This window comes from Streptomyces sp. NPDC048696 (assembly GCF_043198895.1).
Classification (GTDB): Bacteria; Actinomycetota; Actinomycetes; order Streptomycetales; family Streptomycetaceae; genus Streptomyces.
This window is the reverse complement of record NZ_JBICVJ010000023.1, coordinates 25,725-44,190: the sequence shown is the minus strand read 5'-3', so window position 1 is coordinate 44,190 and position 18,466 is coordinate 25,725. Positions and strand designations below refer to the sequence as shown.

Annotated in this window: 14 protein-coding genes; 9 read left to right on the top strand and 5 right to left on the bottom strand. The window is 70.0% G+C overall.

Going from position 1 to position 18,466, the window contains the following annotated elements:
• Window positions 1-496: 496 nt before the first annotated feature.
• Window positions 497-682, top strand: coding sequence for a hypothetical protein (locus ACGFRG_RS33115; RefSeq protein ID WP_393269955.1), 186 nt, complete (start codon window positions 497-499; stop codon window positions 680-682).
• Entirely contained in the window at window positions 660-1,382 is a 723-nt protein-coding gene (locus ACGFRG_RS33110) for a hypothetical protein (protein WP_393269952.1), read from the top strand. Before ACGFRG_RS33115 ends, ACGFRG_RS33110 begins: the two co-directional genes overlap by 23 nt.
• A gap of 5 nt (window positions 1,383-1,387) precedes the next feature.
• Here the strand turns inward: ACGFRG_RS33110 and ACGFRG_RS33105 are convergent, their stop codons facing one another.
• The 3 genes from ACGFRG_RS33105 to mfd all read right to left on the bottom strand — a co-directional run bounded on the left by ACGFRG_RS33105 (window position 1,388) and on the right by mfd (window position 6,622).
• Window positions 1,388-2,098 (bottom strand): HAD family hydrolase, encoded by a 711-nt coding sequence (locus ACGFRG_RS33105; RefSeq protein WP_393270023.1) that lies wholly within the window; start codon window positions 2,096-2,098, stop codon window positions 1,388-1,390.
• Window positions 2,099-2,222: 124 nt separating this feature from the next.
• A complete protein-coding gene (locus tag ACGFRG_RS33100) occupies window positions 2,223-2,921 on the bottom strand; it encodes an HNH endonuclease family protein (RefSeq protein WP_361427500.1) in 699 nt (232 codons plus the stop codon).
• A gap of 167 nt (window positions 2,922-3,088) precedes the next feature.
• A complete protein-coding gene (mfd, locus tag ACGFRG_RS33095; RefSeq protein WP_361427497.1) occupies window positions 3,089-6,622 on the bottom strand; it encodes a transcription-repair coupling factor in 3,534 nt (1,177 codons plus the stop codon).
• Window positions 6,623-6,928: 306 nt separating this feature from the next.
• Between mfd and ACGFRG_RS33090 the strand changes: the two genes are divergently transcribed.
• From ACGFRG_RS33090 to ACGFRG_RS33075, 4 genes are all read left to right on the top strand, one after another.
• Window positions 6,929-8,089: an acyltransferase family protein gene (locus ACGFRG_RS33090; protein WP_393269948.1), complete on the top strand. Its 1,161-nt coding sequence runs from the start codon at window positions 6,929-6,931 to the stop codon at window positions 8,087-8,089.
• Between the two features lie 160 nt (window positions 8,090-8,249).
• The gene (locus ACGFRG_RS33085; RefSeq protein WP_361427491.1) at window positions 8,250-8,744 is read left to right on the top strand and encodes a SigE family RNA polymerase sigma factor; all 495 of its coding nucleotides are present in this window, start codon (window positions 8,250-8,252) and stop codon (window positions 8,742-8,744) included.
• Entirely contained in the window at window positions 8,737-9,303 is a 567-nt protein-coding gene (locus ACGFRG_RS33080; protein ID WP_393269943.1) for a hypothetical protein, read from the top strand. Before ACGFRG_RS33085 ends, ACGFRG_RS33080 begins: the two co-directional genes overlap by 8 nt.
• A gap of 66 nt (window positions 9,304-9,369) precedes the next feature.
• On the top strand, window positions 9,370-10,749 hold the full coding sequence (locus tag ACGFRG_RS33075; protein WP_393270020.1) for a DUF2079 domain-containing protein: 1,380 nt from the start codon (window positions 9,370-9,372) through the stop codon (window positions 10,747-10,749).
• A gap of 80 nt (window positions 10,750-10,829) precedes the next feature.
• Here ACGFRG_RS33075 and ACGFRG_RS33070 read toward each other — a convergent pair whose 3' ends face one another.
• Together ACGFRG_RS33070 and ACGFRG_RS33065 are read right to left on the bottom strand one after the other, a co-directional pair.
• Complete coding sequence (locus tag ACGFRG_RS33070; RefSeq protein WP_361427485.1) at window positions 10,830-13,403, bottom strand: FtsX-like permease family protein; 2,574 nt, start codon at window positions 13,401-13,403, stop codon at window positions 10,830-10,832.
• Window positions 13,400-14,188 carry an ABC transporter ATP-binding protein gene (locus ACGFRG_RS33065; RefSeq protein WP_361427482.1) on the bottom strand — a complete coding sequence of 263 codons (789 nt, stop codon included), beginning with the start codon at window positions 14,186-14,188 and terminating at the stop codon, window positions 13,400-13,402. Before ACGFRG_RS33065 ends, ACGFRG_RS33070 begins: the two co-directional genes overlap by 4 nt.
• A gap of 427 nt (window positions 14,189-14,615) precedes the next feature.
• Here ACGFRG_RS33065 and ACGFRG_RS33060 point away from each other — a divergent pair, with 427 nt between their 5' ends.
• The 3 genes from ACGFRG_RS33060 (at window position 14,616) to ACGFRG_RS33050 (ending at window position 18,432) form a co-directional block, all read left to right on the top strand.
• Window positions 14,616-16,202 carry an MFS transporter gene (locus ACGFRG_RS33060; RefSeq protein WP_393269939.1) on the top strand — a complete coding sequence of 529 codons (1,587 nt, stop codon included), beginning with the start codon at window positions 14,616-14,618 and terminating at the stop codon, window positions 16,200-16,202.
• Between the two features lie 296 nt (window positions 16,203-16,498).
• A complete protein-coding gene (locus tag ACGFRG_RS33055) occupies window positions 16,499-16,843 on the top strand; it encodes a DUF485 domain-containing protein (RefSeq protein ID WP_361427479.1) in 345 nt (114 codons plus the stop codon).
• Window positions 16,840-18,432: a cation acetate symporter gene (locus ACGFRG_RS33050; RefSeq protein WP_393269937.1), complete on the top strand. Its 1,593-nt coding sequence runs from the start codon at window positions 16,840-16,842 to the stop codon at window positions 18,430-18,432. The genes ACGFRG_RS33055 and ACGFRG_RS33050 overlap by 4 nt, the downstream gene beginning before the upstream one ends.
• The last annotated feature ends 34 nt before the right edge of the window (window positions 18,433-18,466 follow it).

Genomic DNA, 18,466 nt, shown 5'->3' with positions numbered 1-18,466 from the left:
CGCTCTTGTACTGGTCCATGGGGATCACTGCCCCGCCTCCTTCGGGGCGCAAGCCGTATGCCAGTAGGCCACGCTGGGAGAGGACTCCCGGCGGGCCGGCATTCCCCGACGGCACGTCTCAAGGCTCTTGACCGGCTTCAGGCACGCGGGGCACGTTTCGCCTTTGGGCGCGTACGTCGTGTACTCCCACTGTCCGGCGCTGGTGTCCGCCTCGGTCATGCGCCGGCCCCCGCTCGCCGGTGCAGCGTGAGGGGGCCGGTTGTAGCTTTGGGCACTGTCGTCAGCCTCCATGCGGTTGGTGGCCACGCCCCCGGACGTTCGCCGCGTCGCGGGGGTCTGACTGTTCGGCACACGAGTCGTGCCGCCTGAAGAGCTTCAAGCAGGCAGGGCACCGGAAGGAAGAGCGAACGGGGAACCCCGCAAGCCCATTTGGGGAACCCCGTTACGGAGCCGGGGCTACCCTGGGAAGATCACTTCCGTCCCGGCGAGGTGGCCCATGGACGACCGCGCAACCCAACGCAGCGGTTACCCGCTGACGATCCCCGACGCGCTTCTACAGAGCGAGGTCATGCGACAGGCCTGCGCCGCAAGGGACTTCCAAGAGATCTTCCGTCTCGTCAACCGGCGCACCGGTTCCAGTTACGCCGTCATGGCGGCAGATGGCGGGTTGGCTGGCACTTGATGCAAACAGTCACGCCACCGCCACAAATTATTTCGTGGAGGCTGTTCGAGTCGGACGTGAGGCAGATGAGCCAGGGCTCGCAGCAAGCGCATTGGCTTACATGAGTTTGCAGGAAACATATCGAGGTCAGCGAGCCTCTGCCCTCTCCCTGGCCCAGGAAGCCGCCGCATTGAACTCTCGGAAGCTCACGCCACTGACCCGCACGATCCTCGCAACCAGGCTGGCCAGGGCATATGCGGCCATGGGGGATGAAAGATCGTGCTTGAAAGCACTGGAAGCGGCAAGAAATGATTTTGATAAGGCAGGCGGCGTGGAGGAACCACACTACGTGTCCTATGTCGACTCCATTGAGGTTGCCGCCCAGGAAGGAGCCTGTTTTCTGGAACTTGGCATGAGCAAGGAAGCAGTTATGTCACTTCCCAGCGCGATCGGGCTCTTGGGTATTCATGCCCCTAACAGAGTTCGCAACCAGGTCCACTACCTTTCGCGGCTCGCCAAGTGCTATCTCCTTGACAGAGAGGTTGAACAGGCATGCCGGACAGGGCGTCACGCGCTCGATTTCAGTCGCACGATTGGTTCGGCGCGCGTCAGTGAACGTCTTGGGGAATTCGACGAACTACTCACACCTTATAGCGGCGTGTCCAGCGTCGCCGCATTCAAGGAAGAATACCGGACGTCTATGCGCGGGATGCCGGGCTGACCTTTCTAGATGCCCCGGGGGCCAAGAATTGCGGCACGCAGCGCTTCCCTATTGCTCAGGTCTGCGAGTACCAAATCGGCCCCGGATTCCATAAGCACCTCCACGGAACTGCTTCCGGTCGCTACGCCGACAGCGAATGCGCCTGCATCGTGAGCACCCTTGATATCATGCGGTGTGTCACCGATGACGAAAGTTCGCTTACCGGCAAAGGAGGCTGGATATTTCGTCTCTGCTCGTTCGCGAGCAAGCCGGACAAGATCGGCACGGTCACTTCCGTCATCGCCGTAACCGCCTACATCCAGGTCGATACCGTCGGCAAGTCCGAATGCTTGCAGCTTCGTCTTGGCAATAGGTCGAATGTTTCCAGTCACGACTGATTGCACTACGTGCTCGGCCTGGAGTGCCGAGATGGCCTCCAGGGCTCCCGGCAGTGCGTATCCGGATTCTCGAATACGCCCTTCCAGCTCCTGTGCTGCTGCTCCAAGAGCGGTGTAGAACTTTGAAACGGATGCCTGTGACGCTTCGACGTCATTCAGTTTCAGGGTCTCGATAATGATGGCGCGTTCTGTCCGGCCGACCATTGATGCAAGTTGGCGAAGGGGGCGCCCTGTAACTGAGCTGAAGGCGCTTTCGTAGATGGCGCGACTCACTCCGCCAATACTCACAAGAGTATGGTCCACGTCCCACAAGACGAGTGCTGCATCACGTTGACTCATCGACACTTGGGCATCGTCTCACGCCAACTCGGCTGCCAGGACTGGGTGAAGACGGGCTGAGGCGGATGCCCGGACCGCGCGGGACCGGGCCCCTCACCCCCTCACGCCGTCAGCCCGTCGCACCTCACCCCGTCGGCACCTTCTGCTGCGGGCACTCGGTGAGCACCTTCTTCATCGCGGCCTTCTCGGCGTCCGTCACCCACAGCTGGTACTTGATCTTGACGGCCACCTGGTCGGCCACATACGGGCAGCGGCCGCCGGCGAACGTGGGCAGCCAGGTCGCCGCGTCCCCGTCGCTCTTGCGGCGGTTCGCGCTCGCGTCGACGGCCAGCAGGTTCAGCGGGTCATTGGCGAAGGCCACCCGCTTCTTCTTGTCCCACTGCTGTGCGCCCTTCTGCCAGGCGTCCGAGAGCGCCACCACATGGTCGATGTCGACCTTGCTGGCGCCCCGGACGAACTTGATGCTGTCGCCGGTGTACAGGTCCTGGGTGAGCGTGCCGGACGCGACATCGCACTTGTTCTTCAGCTTCACGTCCTTCAGGTCCCGCTTGAGTATGTCCTCGCGGGTGGCGCAGCCGTTGGAGTCGGTGTCGGTCCAGCCCTTGCCGAACTGGTCGCGCGAGTAGCCGGTCTTGGCGGCGCGGCCCTTGACGGGCAGCGCGTCGACGGCGGCGAGCGCCGTCCCCTTCGCGGCGGGCCCGGCGGGAGCGGGCGCGCCGGACTTGTTCTTCTGGGCGTCGGAGCTCTTGGAATCGGAGCAGCCGGTGAGAGCGAGTGCCGCCGAAAGCAGGGCGGCGGGCAGGGCGATTCGATAGGTACGCAACACGGCGGGCCGTCCTCACAGGAGTTGGCGGAACCCGGCAATCCTATGAAGTCCTACCCGGCGATCCGGCGGCCACATCGGCGCGTAGGCGTACTGCGCGCGAGAGGGCGACCGCCCGCGCACGGCGCGGGCGGCCAGTGATCCCTACGACCCCGGAGCCCGGATTCCTACGACCCCAGAATGGTGGTGAGGAACTCCCCGGTCCACGCCAGCAGTTCGCGGCCCACCACCGGCTTGCCGCCGATCTTGCCCGCCGTCGGGCGCGGCACCAGGATCTGCCGCGTGGGCGCCTTGATGACCGTGCGCGGGTAGAGCCGCTTCAGGCGCAGCTCCTGGGACTCGCGCAGCTCCACCGGCGCGAAGCGGATGTTGGAGCCCTGGAGCACGATCTCGCCGACCCCGCAGGCCCGCGCCAGCATCCGCAGCCCGGCCACCAGGAGCAGGTTCTCGACCGGCTCGGGCAGCTTGCCGTACCGGTCGGTCAGCTCCTCGCGTACCGCCCTGATGTCCTCCTCGGAGTTGGCCGAGGCGATCGCGCGGTAGGCCTGCAGGCGCAGGCGCTCGCCCGGCGCGTAGTCGTGCGGGACGTGCGCGTCGACCGGGAGCTCGATCTTGACCTCCAGCGGCGCCTCCTCCTCGGCGCCGCCCTCCATCTGGGCCCGGTAGTCGGCGACGGCCTCGCCGACCATCCGTACGTACAGGTCGAAGCCGACGCCCGCGATGTGGCCGGACTGCTCGCCGCCCAGCAGATTGCCGGCGCCGCGGATCTCCAGGTCCTTCATCGCCACGTACATGCCCGCGCCCATCTCGGTGTGCTGGGCGATGGTGGCGAGGCGCTCGTGGGCGGTCTCGGTGAGCGGCTTCTCCGGCGGGTAGAGGAAGTAGGCGTAGCCGCGCTCGCGGCCACGGCCGACGCGGCCGCGCAGCTGGTGCAGCTGGGAGAGGCCGAAGTTGTCGCCGCGCTCGACGATCAGGGTGTTGGCGTTGGAGATGTCGATGCCGGACTCGACGATCGTCGTCGAGACGAGCACGTCGAACTTCTTCTCCCAGAAGTCCACGACGACCTGCTCCAGCTGGCTCTCGCCCATCTGGCCGTGGGCGGTCGCGATGCGCGCCTCGGGGACGATCTCGCGCAGCCGCGCGGCCGCCCGGTCGATGGACTCGACCCGGTTGTGGATGTAGAAGACCTGGCCCTCGCGCAGCAGCTCGCGCCGGATCGCGGCGCCGATCTGCTTCTCCTCGTAGGGCCCCACGAAGGTGAGCACCGGGTGGCGCTCCTCCGGCGGGGTGGTGATCGTCGACATCTCGCGGATGCCGGTGACCGCCATCTCCAACGTACGGGGAATGGGGGTCGCGGACATGGTGAGCACGTCCACGTTGGCGCGGAGCTTCTTCAGCTGCTCCTTGTGCTCCACGCCGAAGCGCTGCTCCTCGTCGACGATGACCAGGCCGAGGTCCTTGAACTTGGTCTCGGAGGAGAACAGGCGGTGGGTGCCGATGACGACGTCGACGGCGCCGTCCTTCAGCCCCTCCAGGGTCGCCTTGGCCTCGGTGTCCGTCTGGAAGCGGCTCAACGCCCGTACGTTGACCGGGAATTGGGAGTAGCGCTCGGAGAACGTGCCGAAGTGCTGCTGGACCAGGAGCGTGGTGGGCACCAGGACCGCGACCTGCTTGCCGTCCTGGACGGCCTTGAAGGCGGCCCGGACCGCGATCTCGGTCTTGCCGTAGCCGACGTCGCCGCAGACGAGGCGGTCCATCGGGACCGTCTTCTCCATGTCCTCCTTGACCTCGGCGATGGTGGAGAGCTGGTCGGGCGTCTCCGCGTACGGGAACGCGTCCTCCAGCTCGCGCTGCCAGGGGGTGTCCGAGCCGAAGGCGTGGCCGGGCGCGGCCATGCGCGCCGAGTACAGCCTGATCAGGTCGGCGGCGATCTCCTTGACCGCCTTCTTGGCGCGCTGCTTGGTCTTGGTCCAGTCGGCGCCGCCGAGCCGGTGCAGGGTCGGGGCCTCGCCGCCGACGTACTTGGTGACCTGCTCCAGCTGGTCGGTGGGGATGTAGAGCCGGTCGCCGGGCTGGCCGCGCTTGGCGGGCGCGTACTCCACGAGCAGGTACTCGCGGGTGGCGCCCTGCACGGTGCGCTGCACCATTTCGAGGTAGCGGCCCACGCCGTGCTGCTCGTGCACGATGTAGTCGCCCACCTCCAGGGTGAGCGGGTCGATGGTCTTGCGGCGCCGGGCCGGCATCCGGCCCAGGTCCTTGGTGGCGGTGCGCTGGCCGGTGAGGTCGGTCTCGGTGAGCACGGCGAGCTTGAGGGCGGCGTCGACGAAGCCGTGGTCGATGGCGCCGCAGGCGACATGGACGACCGAGGGGCTGATTTCGGCCAGATCCGCGTCCAGGCGCGCGGCGATGCCCTCGCCGCCCAGCACCTCGACGGTCCGGGACGCCGGGCCGTGGCCCTCTGTGACATACACCGCACGCCAGCCGTCGGCGAGCCACTGCTTGGTGTCGGCGAGCGCGCGCTGGGTGTCGCCCCGGTAGGTCTCGGGCGCGTGCATGCCGAGCTTGAGGGTCTCGTCGTCCTGATCGGTGTCGTCGGCCGCGAACGGCGAGACCGACCACCACATCATGCCGAGCTCACGGGCCCGGTCGCGGACGTCCGCGATGCCCCACAGCGAGGCCGCGCCGACGTCGATCGGCGCGTCCCCGCCCCCGGCCGTCGCCGCCCAGGACGCCTGCAGGAACTCCTGGCTGGTCGCCACCAGGTCGGTGGCCCGGGTGCGCACCCGCTCGGGGTCGCACACCACCGCCATCGCGCCCTTGGGCAGCACGTCGAGCAGCAGCTCCATGTCGTCGACCAGGACCGGCGCCAGGGACTCCATGCCCTCGACCGCGATCCCCTCGGCGATCTTGCCGAGCAGTTCGCCCAGCTCCGGATGCGCCTCGGCGAGCGCGGCGGCTCTGGTACGGACGTCGTCGGTGAGCAGCAGCTCACGGCAGGGCGGCGCCCACAGGCCGTGCTCGGCGACTTCGAGGGACCGCTGGTCGGCGATCTTGAAGTACCGGATCTCCTCGACGTCGTCGCCCCAGAACTCCACGCGCAGCGGGTGCTCCTCGGTCGGCGGGAAGACGTCCAGGATGCCGCCCCGGACCGCGAACTCGCCGCGCTTCTCGACCAGTTCGACCCGCGAGTACGCGGCCGCCGCAAGCCCCTCCACGATCTCGTTCAGATCCGCCGACTGCCCACTGCGCAGCGCCACCGGCTCCAGGTCGCCGAGCCCCTTGACCTGCGGCTGGAGTACGGAACGGATCGGCGCGACCACCACGCTCACCGGGCCCGCCGCCGGGTCGTCGTCCCGGGGGTGCGCCAGGCGCCGCAGCACGGCGAGCCGGCGGCCGACGGTGTCGCTGCGGGGAGAAAGGCGCTCGTGCGGCAGCGTCTCCCACGACGGGTACTCCGCGACCTCGTCCGGGGGCAGCAGCGAGCGCAGAGCCGCCGCCAGGTCCTCGGCCTCCCGGCCCGTCGCGGTCACGGCGAGCACCGGGCGGCCGCTCTCGCGGGCCAGTGCGGCCACCGCGAAGGGGCGGGCGGCGGGCGGGCCGACCAGGTCGACGTGCATCCGGTGGCCGTCGGTGGCGGCCTTCACCGCTTCGGCGAGCGCCGGGTCTCGTACCACCGCGTCCAGCAGACCGTGCAGGCTCATGAAGGGCATCCATCCCGGGGAGTGGGCAACGCGAACCACCCGACACGTCACACGGGCCGGGGGCTCCCAGCGTACGCCCGCCCGTCTCCCGACCACCGCCCCACACTCAGGCGCTGCGCGCCGCCCCTCCGGTCTCAATGACAGTCGCCCGCGTACACCCTCTTCGGCCAGCTCAGGTGGGCCGAATCTCCCCGGTCGTGATAGTCCTGAGCAAAGGGTGAGCCTTTGCAAATCCTGTGGAACGCCATAGGCTCCGGCGGACGTGCCCTTCGCGCCGAGCCAGACGGCGGCGTCGCGGCGCAGGCCATGACATCAGTGCCCGAGGGGAACCCGCTCGACATGCCCGACCAGGCGCGGACAGCGCTCCTTCAGCCCGAGCCGGCGCTCCCGAGCACCGGCACCCAGCAGCGGACCGGCCCCGCCGTCGAGGGGAGCAGGCCCAGCCGCATCTACGCGCTCGACGGGCTGCGCCTCCTCGCCGCGCTCACGGTCGTCATGTTCCACTACATGGCACTCACCGGACGATGGCCGGAAACGGACTCCAGGGCCAGATTCCCGGCCACTTACCCCGTCGCCGCCTACGGCTGGCTCGGTGTGCAGCTCTTCTTCCTCATCAGTGGCTTCGTCATCTGCATGAGTACCTGGGGCAAGCCGCTGCAGTCGTTCTTCGTCTCGCGCGTGGTGCGGCTCTACCCGGCGTACTGGTTCGCGGTGATCGCGACCACGGTGGTGGTGGCGGCCGTTCCGGGCGGGATGCAGCCGCTCTCGCTCGCCGATGTCGCCACGAACCTGACGATGTTCCAGGAACCGCTCGGCGTCGAACACGTCGACAGCGTCTACTGGACCCTGTTCGCCGAACTCCGCTTCTATTTGCTGTTCGCAGTGATCGCCTGGCGCGGGCTCACCTACCGCCGTCTGATCGTCTTCTGCACCGTCTGGGCGGTGGCCAGCGCACTCGTCTACCAGTCCGACGACAGCACGCTGCGGATGATCGTGATGCCGGACAACAGCTGGTACTTCATCGCGGGTGTCGCCTTCTATCTGATGTACCGGTTCCGGCCGAATCTGATGCTCACCGGGATCGTGCTGTTCTGCGCGGCCGCCTCGCTGCCCGCCGCCCACACCACCTGGCACCACTCGCAGGAGCGCCTGGCGCACCCCATGCCGTTCTGGCCGGTGCCCCTGGTGATCGCCGCGTGCTTCGCGATCATGGGCCTGGTCGCGACGGGGAAGCTGAACCGGATCCAGTGGCGCTGGCTGCCGTACGCGGGCGCGCTGACCTATCCCCTCTATCTGCTCCACGAGTACATCGGCTGGGAGATGATCGGCTCGCTCTCCCCGTGGGTGCGGCCAATCCCGCTGGTCAGCGGTGTGATCGCGGTCATGCTCCTGGCGGCCTGGCTGGTCCACCGGTATGTGGAGCGCCCGCTCGCCAAGCGGCTCAAGCGAGGGCTCCAGCAGCTCTGACCCCGCTCCGACCCCACCGGGGAACATCCGGACCCCCCGGACCCCCACCTGGGAAGTTCCGAAAAAAGTGACGGCGGCCTGTCAACCGGACGGCCGCCGTCAGGCGTACCTCCCGTGAGACCTGTCCGCCGACGGGTCTGTCCAGCCGACGGGAGCCGCTTTGACCGACGACGAGTTCGAGGAGTTCTACGCTCACTCGGTCACCCGGCTTGTCGGGCAGCTCTATCTCATGACCGGCGACCTGCACGAGGCGCAGGACGTCGTCCAGGAGGCGTTCGTACGGGCCTGGGCGCGCCGCGCGAAGCTGCTGCGCGAGGCCGGGCCCGAGGCGTGGATCCGCACCGTCGCCTGGCGGCTCGCGGTGAGCCGGTGGCGGCGCGGCCGACGCGCCGGTGAGGCCTGGCTGCTGCACAGCGGCGGCCGCGCCGAGGCCGAGCGCGGCCCCGACCCCTCCTCGGTCGCCCTCGTCGACGCGCTGCGGCTGCTCTCCGAGCGCCAGCGGCGCGTCGCCGTCCTGCACTACGTCTGCGATCTCACCGTCGAGCAGGTGGCCGCCGAGACCGGCCTGTCCAGCGGCACCGTGAAGACGCATCTCTCCCGTGCGCGCGCCGCGCTGCGGCCCCACCTCACCTCCGAGGAGGAGCAAGGTGTCTGAGAACAGGCTGTCCCCGCCGGGCGACGGCCCCGAGCGAGATCCGGCGCTGGCCCGGGCGCTGAAGCGGGCCGCCGACGACGGCGGCCGACGGGTGGTGCCGCAGCCGCCCGCCCGGGTCGCCGAGCGCGGGCTGCGCCGGCGCCGCCGCAATCTGGCCGCGACCGCCGCGTGTGTCGTGTGCGTGATCGCGGGTACCGGCGCGCTGGCCGCGGTGCGGCTCCAGAGCGGGTCGGACGCGACGGTTCCGGCCGATCCGTCGCGCCCGACCCGGCACCCCTCGACGTCCCCGCCGCCGCCGTCCGAGTCGCCGTCCTGGTCCACGTCGTACGGGCCGGGCTCCCCGCGCCCGGGCCTGTCCGCCCCGCCCCGCGGGACCCACTTCGCCACCCCGTCCGCGTCCAACCCGCCGCCGACACCCTCGGGCGGCTCGCCGTTGGACGGCGCCGTCGGCGCCTCCCCGGGCAGCAGCCCGCCCACGCCGACGACGCGCCCCCACCTGAACGGCTCCACCGCGACGGGCACCGCGACCGCCAGCCCGACCCCGTCCCGCTCCCGCTGACCCAAGGACCTCACCGTGCACGGAGCTCTCCTCACGCTGCCCGAAAACAGGGTTCAGCCCACGCACATATCCGACGAAAGCCCATCAAAGGGGCGTCGGCGCACGCCCGGCGCCCGTGACCCGTACGTCCTCGCCGCCGCCCTGTTCCTCGCGTACGCGACCGTCTCCGTGCTCCGGTTCCGGCGGATGGAGACGCTCTCCTGGGACCTCGGGATCTTCGAGCAGGCCGTGCGCGGCTATGCCCATCTGCGGGCGCCCGTCGCCGATCTGAAGGGGCCGGGCGCGAACATACTCGGCGACCACTTCAGCCCGGTCACCGCGCTGCTCGCGCCCTTCTACCGGCTCTTCCCGACCCCGGTCACCCTGCTCATCGCCCAGTCCGCGCTGTTCGCGCTCTCGGCGGTGCCGGTGACCCGGGCCGCCGCCCGGCTGCTCGGGCGGGGCGCCGGGCTCGCGCTCGGCGTCGCCTACGGACTGTCGTGGGGCCTCCAGCGCGCCGCCGACTTCGACTTCCACGAGATCTGCTTCGCGGTGCCGCTGATCGCCTTCTCGCTCGAAGCGGTCCTGGCCCGGCGGTGGCGGGCGGCGCTGTGCTGGGCGCTGCCGCTCGTCCTGGTCAAGGAGGACCTGGGGCTGACGGTGGCGGCCCTCGCGGCCGTCGTCGCGCTGCGCGCCCGGCGGACCTCGCGGCGCACCGCCGTGTACGCCGCCGGGGTCGCCGCCTTCGGCATCGCCGCCGTCGCGGTGACCCTCACGGTGGTCATACCCGCCTTCAACTCGACCGGCGCGTACGACTACTGGAGCAAGACCAGTGGCGCCGGGCCGTTCACCGCGTCCGGCACCAAGGTGCGCACCCTGCTGTGGCTGCTGCTGCCCACCGGACTGCTCGCGCTGCGCTCGCCGCTGGCACTGGCCGCCGTGCCGACGATCGGCTGGCGCTTCCTGTCGTCCGACGACCACTACTGGTCGACCGACTGGCACTACAGCGCCGTCCTGATGCCCGTCCTCGCGCTCGCCCTGGCCGACGCCGTGGACAGCGGCCGCCGCAGCCCGCGCCCGTGGCTGCGCGCCTACGCCCGGCAGCTGCCCGCCGCCGCGGCCGCTGCCGCCCTCGCGCCCACCACCGCGCTGCCGCTGTCCGCCCTCACCGCATCGGCCACGTACGCCAAGAGCGCCGAAGTGAGCGCGCGCGAGCGGATGTTGGACCGGATCCCCGACGGCGCCACCGTCGAGGCGAACGTCGGGCCGATCTCCCGTCTCACCTCCCGCTGCCGTGTCCTGTGGGTGGGCGACGCCCGGCGGGTGACCCCCACCTACATCGCGCTCGACAACGTCTCGGGCTGGGCGGGCGACCCACTGGAGTACGCCCGCAAGCTGCACCCGGCCGCGAGATACGCGATCACGGGCGTCGCGTACGGATACGTACTCCTCGAACGCCAGACATGACCCGGCGTCAGACATGAAGCGGCCCCGGGGAGTTCGTGGTGAACTCCCCGGGGCGCGCCCCGCCGACCCCCGTACGGCGGCTAGTCGCTCGCGATCGCTCCGAGCACATTCATACGGCCCGCCCGGAAGGCCGGGACCAGGGCGGCGAACAGGCCCACGAACGCCGAGGCGACGAAGACCGTGATGATCGTCGGCCACGGGATGTCGAGGACACCCATGCCCTCCAGGGCCAGCAGCTTCTGCGCGGTCGTTCCCCAGCCCATGCCGAGGCCGAGGCCGAGCAGCGCGCCGAAGAGCGCGATCACCACCGACTCCAGGCGGATCATGCGGCGCAGCTGGCGGCGCGAGAGGCCGATGGCGCGCATCAGGCCGATCTCCCGGGTCCGCTCGACCACCGACAGGGCCAGGGTGTTCACCACACCGAGGACGGCGACGATGATCGCGAGGGCCAGCAGGCCGTAGACGATGTTCAGGAGCTGGCCGATCTGGTCCTTCAGGTCCTTCTTGAAGTCCGTCTGGTCCTGCACCTTGTACTGCGGGTAGGGCTTGAGGGCGTCCTTCAGGGAGGCGTACGCCTCCTTGGCCTTGCCGTCCTGCGCCTTGGCGAACATGATCATGTTCTTGGGCAGCTTGTCGGCCGGGAGGTAGCGCTCGGCGGTCGTGACGTTGGTGTACATCGCGCCCTTGTCGACATTGGTGTCGTCCGAGGTGATCGCCGCGACCTTCAGCTTCGTGGTTCGGCCGCCCTTGAAGGCGACGGTCAGCGAGTCGCCCACCTTCACGTTGTGGTCCTTGGCGAACTTGTCGCCGACCGACATCGCGTCCTTGCCGTAGGCGTCCGCCAGCGTGCCGGAGACGATCACCCGCCGCAGGTCCTGGGCGTACGTCGGGCTCACCGCGGCCAGCGTCTTGCTGTCGGTCTTGCCGTCGGGCGTGGTGACCTTCGCGTCCACCGCCTTGTAGTCGGTGACGTGGGCGATGCCCGGGGTGCGGCGCAGCGCGTCGGCCGCCTGCGGCACGATCGGCTGACCGTTGCCCGCCTGGACGATGAAGTCCGCGCCGACCGACTTGTCGAGCTCGTCCGTGGCCGAGGCGACCATCGAGGAGCCGACCACCGACAGGCACGCCACCAGGGCGAGGCCGATCATCAGGGCGGCGCCGGTCGCGCCGGTACGCCGCGGGTTGCGCAGCGCGTTGCGCTCGGCCATCCGGCCGACGGGGCCGAACATCCGCAGCACCAGGGCGCTGATCACCCGCACCACACCGCCCGCGAGGAGCGGGCCGATGACGACGAAGCCGATGAGGGTGAGGACCACGCCGAGGCCGAGGACGCCCGCGCCGGAGCTGGCCTTGTCGGCGTGGGCCGCCGCGTACAGCGAGGCGGCGCCCGCGCCGGTCAGGACCAGGCCGATGACGGCCCGCACCACGCCCGCCTTGCCGTCCGCCGGCGTACCGGCGTCGCGCAGCGCGGCCATCGGGGAGATCTTGCCCGCCCGGCGGGCCGGGAGGTAGGCGGCGAGGACGGTGACGACGATGCCGAGCAGCATGCCGATCGCCGGGGTCGTCCACTTGACCGTGAGGTCGGCGGTGGACAGCTCCAGGCCCATCGAGCCCATCAGCTTCATCAGGCCGACGGCCAGGCCGACGCCCGCGCCGACACCGAGCACCGAGCCGAAGAAGCCGAGCAGCAGCGCCTCGACCAGCACCGAGCGGTTGACCTGCTTACGGCTGGAGCCGATGGCCCGCATCAGACCGATCTCGCGGGTGCGCTGGGCGACCAGCATCGAGAAGGTGTTGATGATCAGGAAGATGCCGACGAGGAAGGCGATTCCGGCGAAGCCGAGCATCGCGTACTTCATGACGTCGAGGAAGGAGCCGACCGAGTCGCGGTTGGAGTCCTTGGCCTCGGCCGCGGTCTCCAGCTTGTACGTCCCGGCGCCGAGCTTGGCCGCCACGTTCTGCTTCAGCTGCTCGTCGCTGACGCCCGCGGCGGCGGTGACGGAGATGTTGGTGAACAGGCCGGTACGGCCGAGCAGTTCACGCTGGGCGGTGGCCGTGTCGAGGTAGACGATGGCCGCGCCCGGGTTGGTGACCTTGAAGGAGGCGATGCCGGAGATCTTCGCGGTGAAGTCGCCGGTCACCGCGATGGTGCGCAGTTCGTCGCCGAGCTTGAGGTGGTGCTTGTCGGCGGTGTCGCCGTCGACCATCACCTCGGTCGGCCCGCGCGGGGCGTGGCCGGAGGTGATCTCCATGGCCTTCAGGTCGTTCTGCGTCCAGTTGCCCGCGATGGTGGGACCTCCGTTGGAAGATCCCATGTTCTCGTTCTTGGAGTTGACGACCGTCACGCTCAGGCTGGAGACGCCGCCCTCGGCGGACTTCACGCCCGAGGTCCCGCGCACCTGCTCAAGGGCCGAGGCCGGCAGCGTCTCGGGCTTGCCGGTCTGCGGCCGGTCGGCGTCCTTCGCGTTCTTCGGCTTGACGGTGACGTCGGCCGAGGTGGCGGCGAAGAGCTTGTCGAAGGTGGTGTTCATGGTGTCGGTGAAGACGAGCGTGCCGCACACGAACGCCACCGACAGCAGGACCGCGACGGCCGAGAGGGCCATCCGTCCCTTGTGCGCGAAGAAGTTGCGCATCGAGGTCTTGAGCACGGTCACGACGTCCGCCCCCGCGCGTCGAAGTCCTTCATGCGGTCGAGCACGGCGTCGGCGGTCGGGCGGAACATCTCGTCCACGATCCGGCCGTCCGCGAGGTAGAGCACGCGGTCCGCGTAGGAGGCGGCGACCGGGTCGTGGGTGACCATCACGATGGTCTGGCCCAGCTCGTCGACCGAGCGGCGCAGGAAGCCGAGCACCTCGGCGCCCGCGCGGGAGTCCAGGTTTCCGGTCGGCTCGTCGCCGAAGATGATCTCGGGACGGGCCGCGAGGGCACGGGCCACCGCGACACGCTGCTGCTGGCCGCCGGAGAGCTGGGTCGGGCGGTGCTTGAGGCGGCCGGCCAGGCCGACGGTCTCCACCACGCGGTCCAGCCACTCCCGGTCGGGCTTGCGGCCCGCGATGTCCATCGGGAGCGTGATGTTCTCCAGCGCGTTGAGCGTCGGGAGCAGGTTGAACGCCTGGAATATGAAGCCGATCCGGTCCCGGCGCAGCTGGGTGAGCTTCTTGTCCTTGAGGCCGGTGATCTCGGTCTCGTCCAGGTAGATCTGCCCGCCGGTGACCGTGTCGAGCCCGGCCAGGCAGTGCATCAGCGTGGACTTGCCGGAGCCGGACGGGCCCATGATCGCGGTGAACTGCCCGCGGGCGATGTCCACGTCGACGTGGTCGAGCGCGACGACCTTGGTCTCCCCCGACCCGTACGCCTTGACGACCTGGCGCGCCCGAGCCGCGACCGCCGTTCGCCCTCCAGTACCCCCGTGCCTGGGAATGGTCACAGCCGTTGTCACGGTTCTTCTCCTCGGTGCGAGTCAGTTCGCGTCGTACGTCTCGATTGCCGTCGTACGCCGTCGTGGCCTACGCCGTTTTCTTCTACGCCTTGAGTCTGTCGAGCGCGGGGGTCCGGCGCCCTGGTGCCCGGCGGTGTCTTCCACCGGGGGTTTTCCCTACCCCGTCGACCGCGCCCCCCGTGGCCGCGGTGTAAGACCACGCTAAAGAACCGCGCCCCCGCTTCTCGTCCTCCGCCAGGACGAACAGCACCTGGCCCCAAGTAGGGAGTGACCCCTAGGTGATCTCCACCCAAGGGCGGAGATCACCTAGGGGACTTGTCCACCCTTCTGTGCGGGCTCCTCCACCCGCCCCGCTCTCTGTCGCCGCTCAGGGCCCGGATGAGAAGGTGGAGCCGGCCCAATACATGCACCGTGAAGGGATCTTGGGGTGACCACTGGGGGTGGCGGGTCCGGGGGATCCGGGGGATCCGGCGGGAGTACGCGGGCGATACCCGGCGCGACGGCCTCCGCCGTCCCCGCCAAGGGGCGCGGCCCGGTCGTCGCGGCCCTGATGCTGGGCATGGCGCTCGCGGCGCTCGACGGCACCATCGTGTCGACGGCCGTCCCGCAGATCGTCGGCGACCTCGGCGGCTTCTCCGTCTTCTCCTGGCTCTTCTCCGGCTATCTGCTCGCCGTCACGGTCACCCTGCCGGTGTACGGCAAGCTCTCCGACACCTTCGGCCGCAAGCCCGTACTGATCGCGGGCGTCATCCTGTTCCTCGCCGGGTCGGTGCTCTGCTCGATCGCCTGGAACATGGCCGCGCTGATCGCCTTCCGGGTCTTCCAGGGCCTGGGCGGCGGGGCGCTGCAGGGCACGGTCCAGACGGTCGCGGCCGATCTGTACCCGCTCAAGGAGCGCCCGAAGATCCAGGCCAGACTGTCCACGGTCTGGGCGGTGTCGGCGGTCGCGGGCCCGGCGCTCGGCGGCGCCCTCGCCTCGTACGCCAGCTGGCGCTGGATCTTCCTGATCAACCTGCCGGTGGGGGCGGTCGCGCTGTGGCTGATCGCCCGTCATCTGGTCGAGCCCGTACGGGACAAGCCCGTCGAGCGGCCCCGGATCGACTGGGCCGGCGCGCTGTGCGTCTTCGCGACCGGCACGCTGCTGCTCACCGCGCTGGTCCAGGGCGGGGTCGCCTGGTCCTGGCTCTCCGCGCCCTCGCTCGGCCTGTTCGCCGCGAGCGCCGCTCTCGCCCTGGTCACGGTCCTGGTGGAGCGGCGGGCCGCCGAGCCCGTCATCCCCGGCTGGGTGTGGCGGCGGCGCAGCATCTCGGCGGTCAATCTGGCGATGGGGGCGCTGGGGCTGCTGATGGTGGCGCCGACCGTCTTCCTGCCGACGTACGCGCAGTCCGTGCTCGGCCTCGATCCGGTGGCGGCGGGGTTCGTCCTGTCGGTGATGACGCTGAGCTGGCCGGTGTCGGCCGCGCTCTCCAACCGGGTGTACACCCGGATCGGGTTCCGCGACTCGGCCGTCATCGGCATCGCTCTCGCCGCGCTGATCCTGGCGGCGTTCCCGCTGCTGCCGTTCCCGGGGCACGCGTGGCAGCCCGCGCTGATCATGCTGGCGCTCGGCGGGGCGCTGGGGCTGTTCCAACTCCCGCTGATCATCGCGGTGCAGTCTTCTGTGGGGTGGTCCGAGCGGGGTACGGCGACCGCGTCCGTGCTGTTCTGCCGACAGGTCGGGCAGTCGGTGGGGGCCGCGCTGTTCGGGGCGGTGGCGAACGCGACGATCACCGCGCGGCTGGCGTCCGCGCCGGTTTCGGGACTGCCGTCCGATCTCGACGGCGTGTCGCGGGCGTTGTCGCATCCTGCGGGGCTGAGCGGGTCGGCCGTCGATTATCTGCGGCGGTCCGTCGCGGTGGCGGTGGGGCATGTGTATGTGGGGGCGGCTCTGGCCGCCGTGGTGGCGTTGGTTGTTCTGCTGCTGCTCGCTCCGCGACGGTTTCCCGTGCGGGAGCATGAGGCGGATGCGGTCTGAGGTGCGTGGATCTGTGGCGAGTCGGGCTGCGGACCGTGCGTGGCCGGTCGCGCCCACGCGGCGGAGCCGCACATTGACACAGCCCCGCGCCCCTTGAAGGGCCCCTGCGGGGCCCATAGCGGGGCCGTCCCCATCGGGGTGGGAGGGCACGCCTCCGTTTGTTACCCAGGGTAACTGAGTCCTCGTATCGAAAAGTTCGCGCCAAGGGCTCCCCAGTGGTGCATACCGACCGGTAAGTTCGCCGCCACTTCCCAGCGCTCCCGGCTTCCCCCTCCCCCCTCTGCAAGGAGCAGCCGATGTCGCACCACCGGTCGTCCCCCGACATCCGCCAACTGCGCACCGCCTACCGTCTGTTGCGGCGCGTCTCCACGTTCACCGCCCTCGGGTACTTCGTACTGTTCCTCGTCCTCAGCGCCTACGCGCCCGGGCTGCTCGGCCATCACGTCAGCGGGTCGCTCACCGCCGGCCTGCTGCTCGGGCTCTGCCAGTTGCCCGTGATGATCACCGCGATAGCGGTGTACGAGTGGACCGCTCAGCGGACCGTCGACCCGCTCGCCGCCGCGATCCGCCACCAGGCCGCCCAAGCCGCCGCCCAGGCCGTGCCGAACGCCCGGCGGTACACGGACGGAGCCGCCCGATGATCGGATCCGACTCCCAGGCCATGTCCCTGATCGCGTTCATCACGGTGATCAGCGTGACGCTGCTGCTCTGTGTGATGACCGCGCCCGACCGCGACGACCTCACCGAGTTCTACACCGGCGCCCGCTCGCTCTCGCCGCTGCGCAACGGCCTCGCCATCGCCGGGGACTACGTCTCGGCGGCCACCGTCCTCAGTACGGTCGGGGTCATCGCGCTCACCGGGTACGACGGTCTCGTCCTCACCCTGAGCACCGCGCTCTCGCTGGTGCTGCTGATGTTCCTGCTGGCCGAACCGCTGCGCAACGCGGGCCGGTTCACCATGGGCGACGTGCTCACCCGGCGCACCCCCGGCCCCGCCGTCCGGATCACCGCGTGCCTGGTGACGCTCACCGCGCTGCTGCCGCTGCTGGTGGTCCAGCTCGCGGGCGCGGGCGACCTCATCGCGTTCGTGCTCGGCTTCGACGCGGCCGCGTTCAAGACCGGCTGCATCGTGATGCTCGGGCTGCTGATGATCGGCTACGCGGCGATCGGCGGTATGAAGGGCACCGCCTTCATCCAGGCCGTCAAGACCGTCGTCCTGGCCGCCGCCTCGCTCGCCGTCGCCGCCCTGATCCTGCACCGGTACGGCTGGAGCTCCGGGCGGCTGCTCGGCCGGGCGGCCCAAGGCAGCGGCGCCGGACCCGCGTACCTCTCCTCCGGGCTCGAATTCGGCGGCGACAAGCTGGACATGATCAGCTCCCAGCTGACGGTGGTGCTCGGCGGGGGCTGTCTGCCGCACATCACCATGCGGATGTACAGCGCCCCCAGCGCCCGCGCGGTGCGGCGCTCGCTGTCCTGGGCGGTGTCGGCGGTCGCGGTCATCTGCCTGGCGCTGATCGTCATCGGCGTCGGCTCGGCGGCCGTGGTGGGGCGCCACGCCATCACGGCGGCGGACCCGCAGGGCAGGACGTCCCTCCTCCTCACCACCCAGGCGCTGATCGGCCCGCACGCCTCGACCGCGGGGACCGTGCTGTTCACCGCGGTGGCCACGGCGATCTTCCTGACCCTGCTCGCCTCCATCTCCGGGATGACCCTGGCGTGCGCCAACACGCTCGCCCACGACCTGGTCGCGCACGGGCTGCGCGGCCGGGCCGGGGTGCGGGGCACGACCGAGACGAACACGGCCCGGGTCGCGGCCCTCGCCGTCGGCGTCCCGGCGCTGCTGCTCGCGGCCGCGACCCAGCACCACAACCTCCAGCCGCTGGTCACCGTCTCGTTCTGCCTGGGCGCGTCCGCCCTCGCCCCGGCGCTGGTGCTCACGCTGTTCTGGCGCCGCTACACCCGGGCGGGGCTGCTGTGCACGCTGATCGGCGGCACGGTGTTCACGCTGGTGGTGATGACCGGCACGAAGCTGGTGTCGGGCTCGCCCCAGTCCGTCTTCCCCACCCATGACTTCAACTGGTTCCCGTTCACCACGACGGGCATCGTCTCGATCCCGTTCGGCTTCGCGGCGGGCTGGCTCGGCACGGTCCTGAGCCGCCACGACGTGTATACGCAGCGGCAGCGGTACGAGGCGGTGGAGGGGTGGATCCTCGCGGGCGCCCGCCGATGATCCACCCTGAGCCGGAAGACGGTTCGGCTGCGGG

Excerpts from the sequence above, each read along its gene's own strand:
- ACGFRG_RS33050 (WP_393269937.1), top strand. The coding sequence starts at position 16,840 with ATGATCGGATCCGACTCCCAGGCCATGTCCCTGATCGCGTTCATCACG.
- ACGFRG_RS33090 (WP_393269948.1), top strand. The coding sequence starts at position 6,929 with ATGACATCAGTGCCCGAGGGGAACCCGCTCGACATGCCCGACCAGGCG.
- mfd (WP_361427497.1), bottom strand. The coding sequence starts at position 6,622 with ATGAGCCTGCACGGTCTGCTGGACGCGGTGGTACGAGACCCGGCGCTC.
- ACGFRG_RS33110 (WP_393269952.1), top strand. The coding sequence starts at position 660 with ATGGCGGGTTGGCTGGCACTTGATGCAAACAGTCACGCCACCGCCACA.
- ACGFRG_RS33115 (WP_393269955.1), top strand. The coding sequence starts at position 497 with ATGGACGACCGCGCAACCCAACGCAGCGGTTACCCGCTGACGATCCCC.
- ACGFRG_RS33055 (WP_361427479.1), top strand. The coding sequence starts at position 16,499 with ATGTCGCACCACCGGTCGTCCCCCGACATCCGCCAACTGCGCACCGCC.
- ACGFRG_RS33105 (WP_393270023.1), bottom strand. The coding sequence starts at position 2,098 with ATGAGTCAACGTGATGCAGCACTCGTCTTGTGGGACGTGGACCATACT.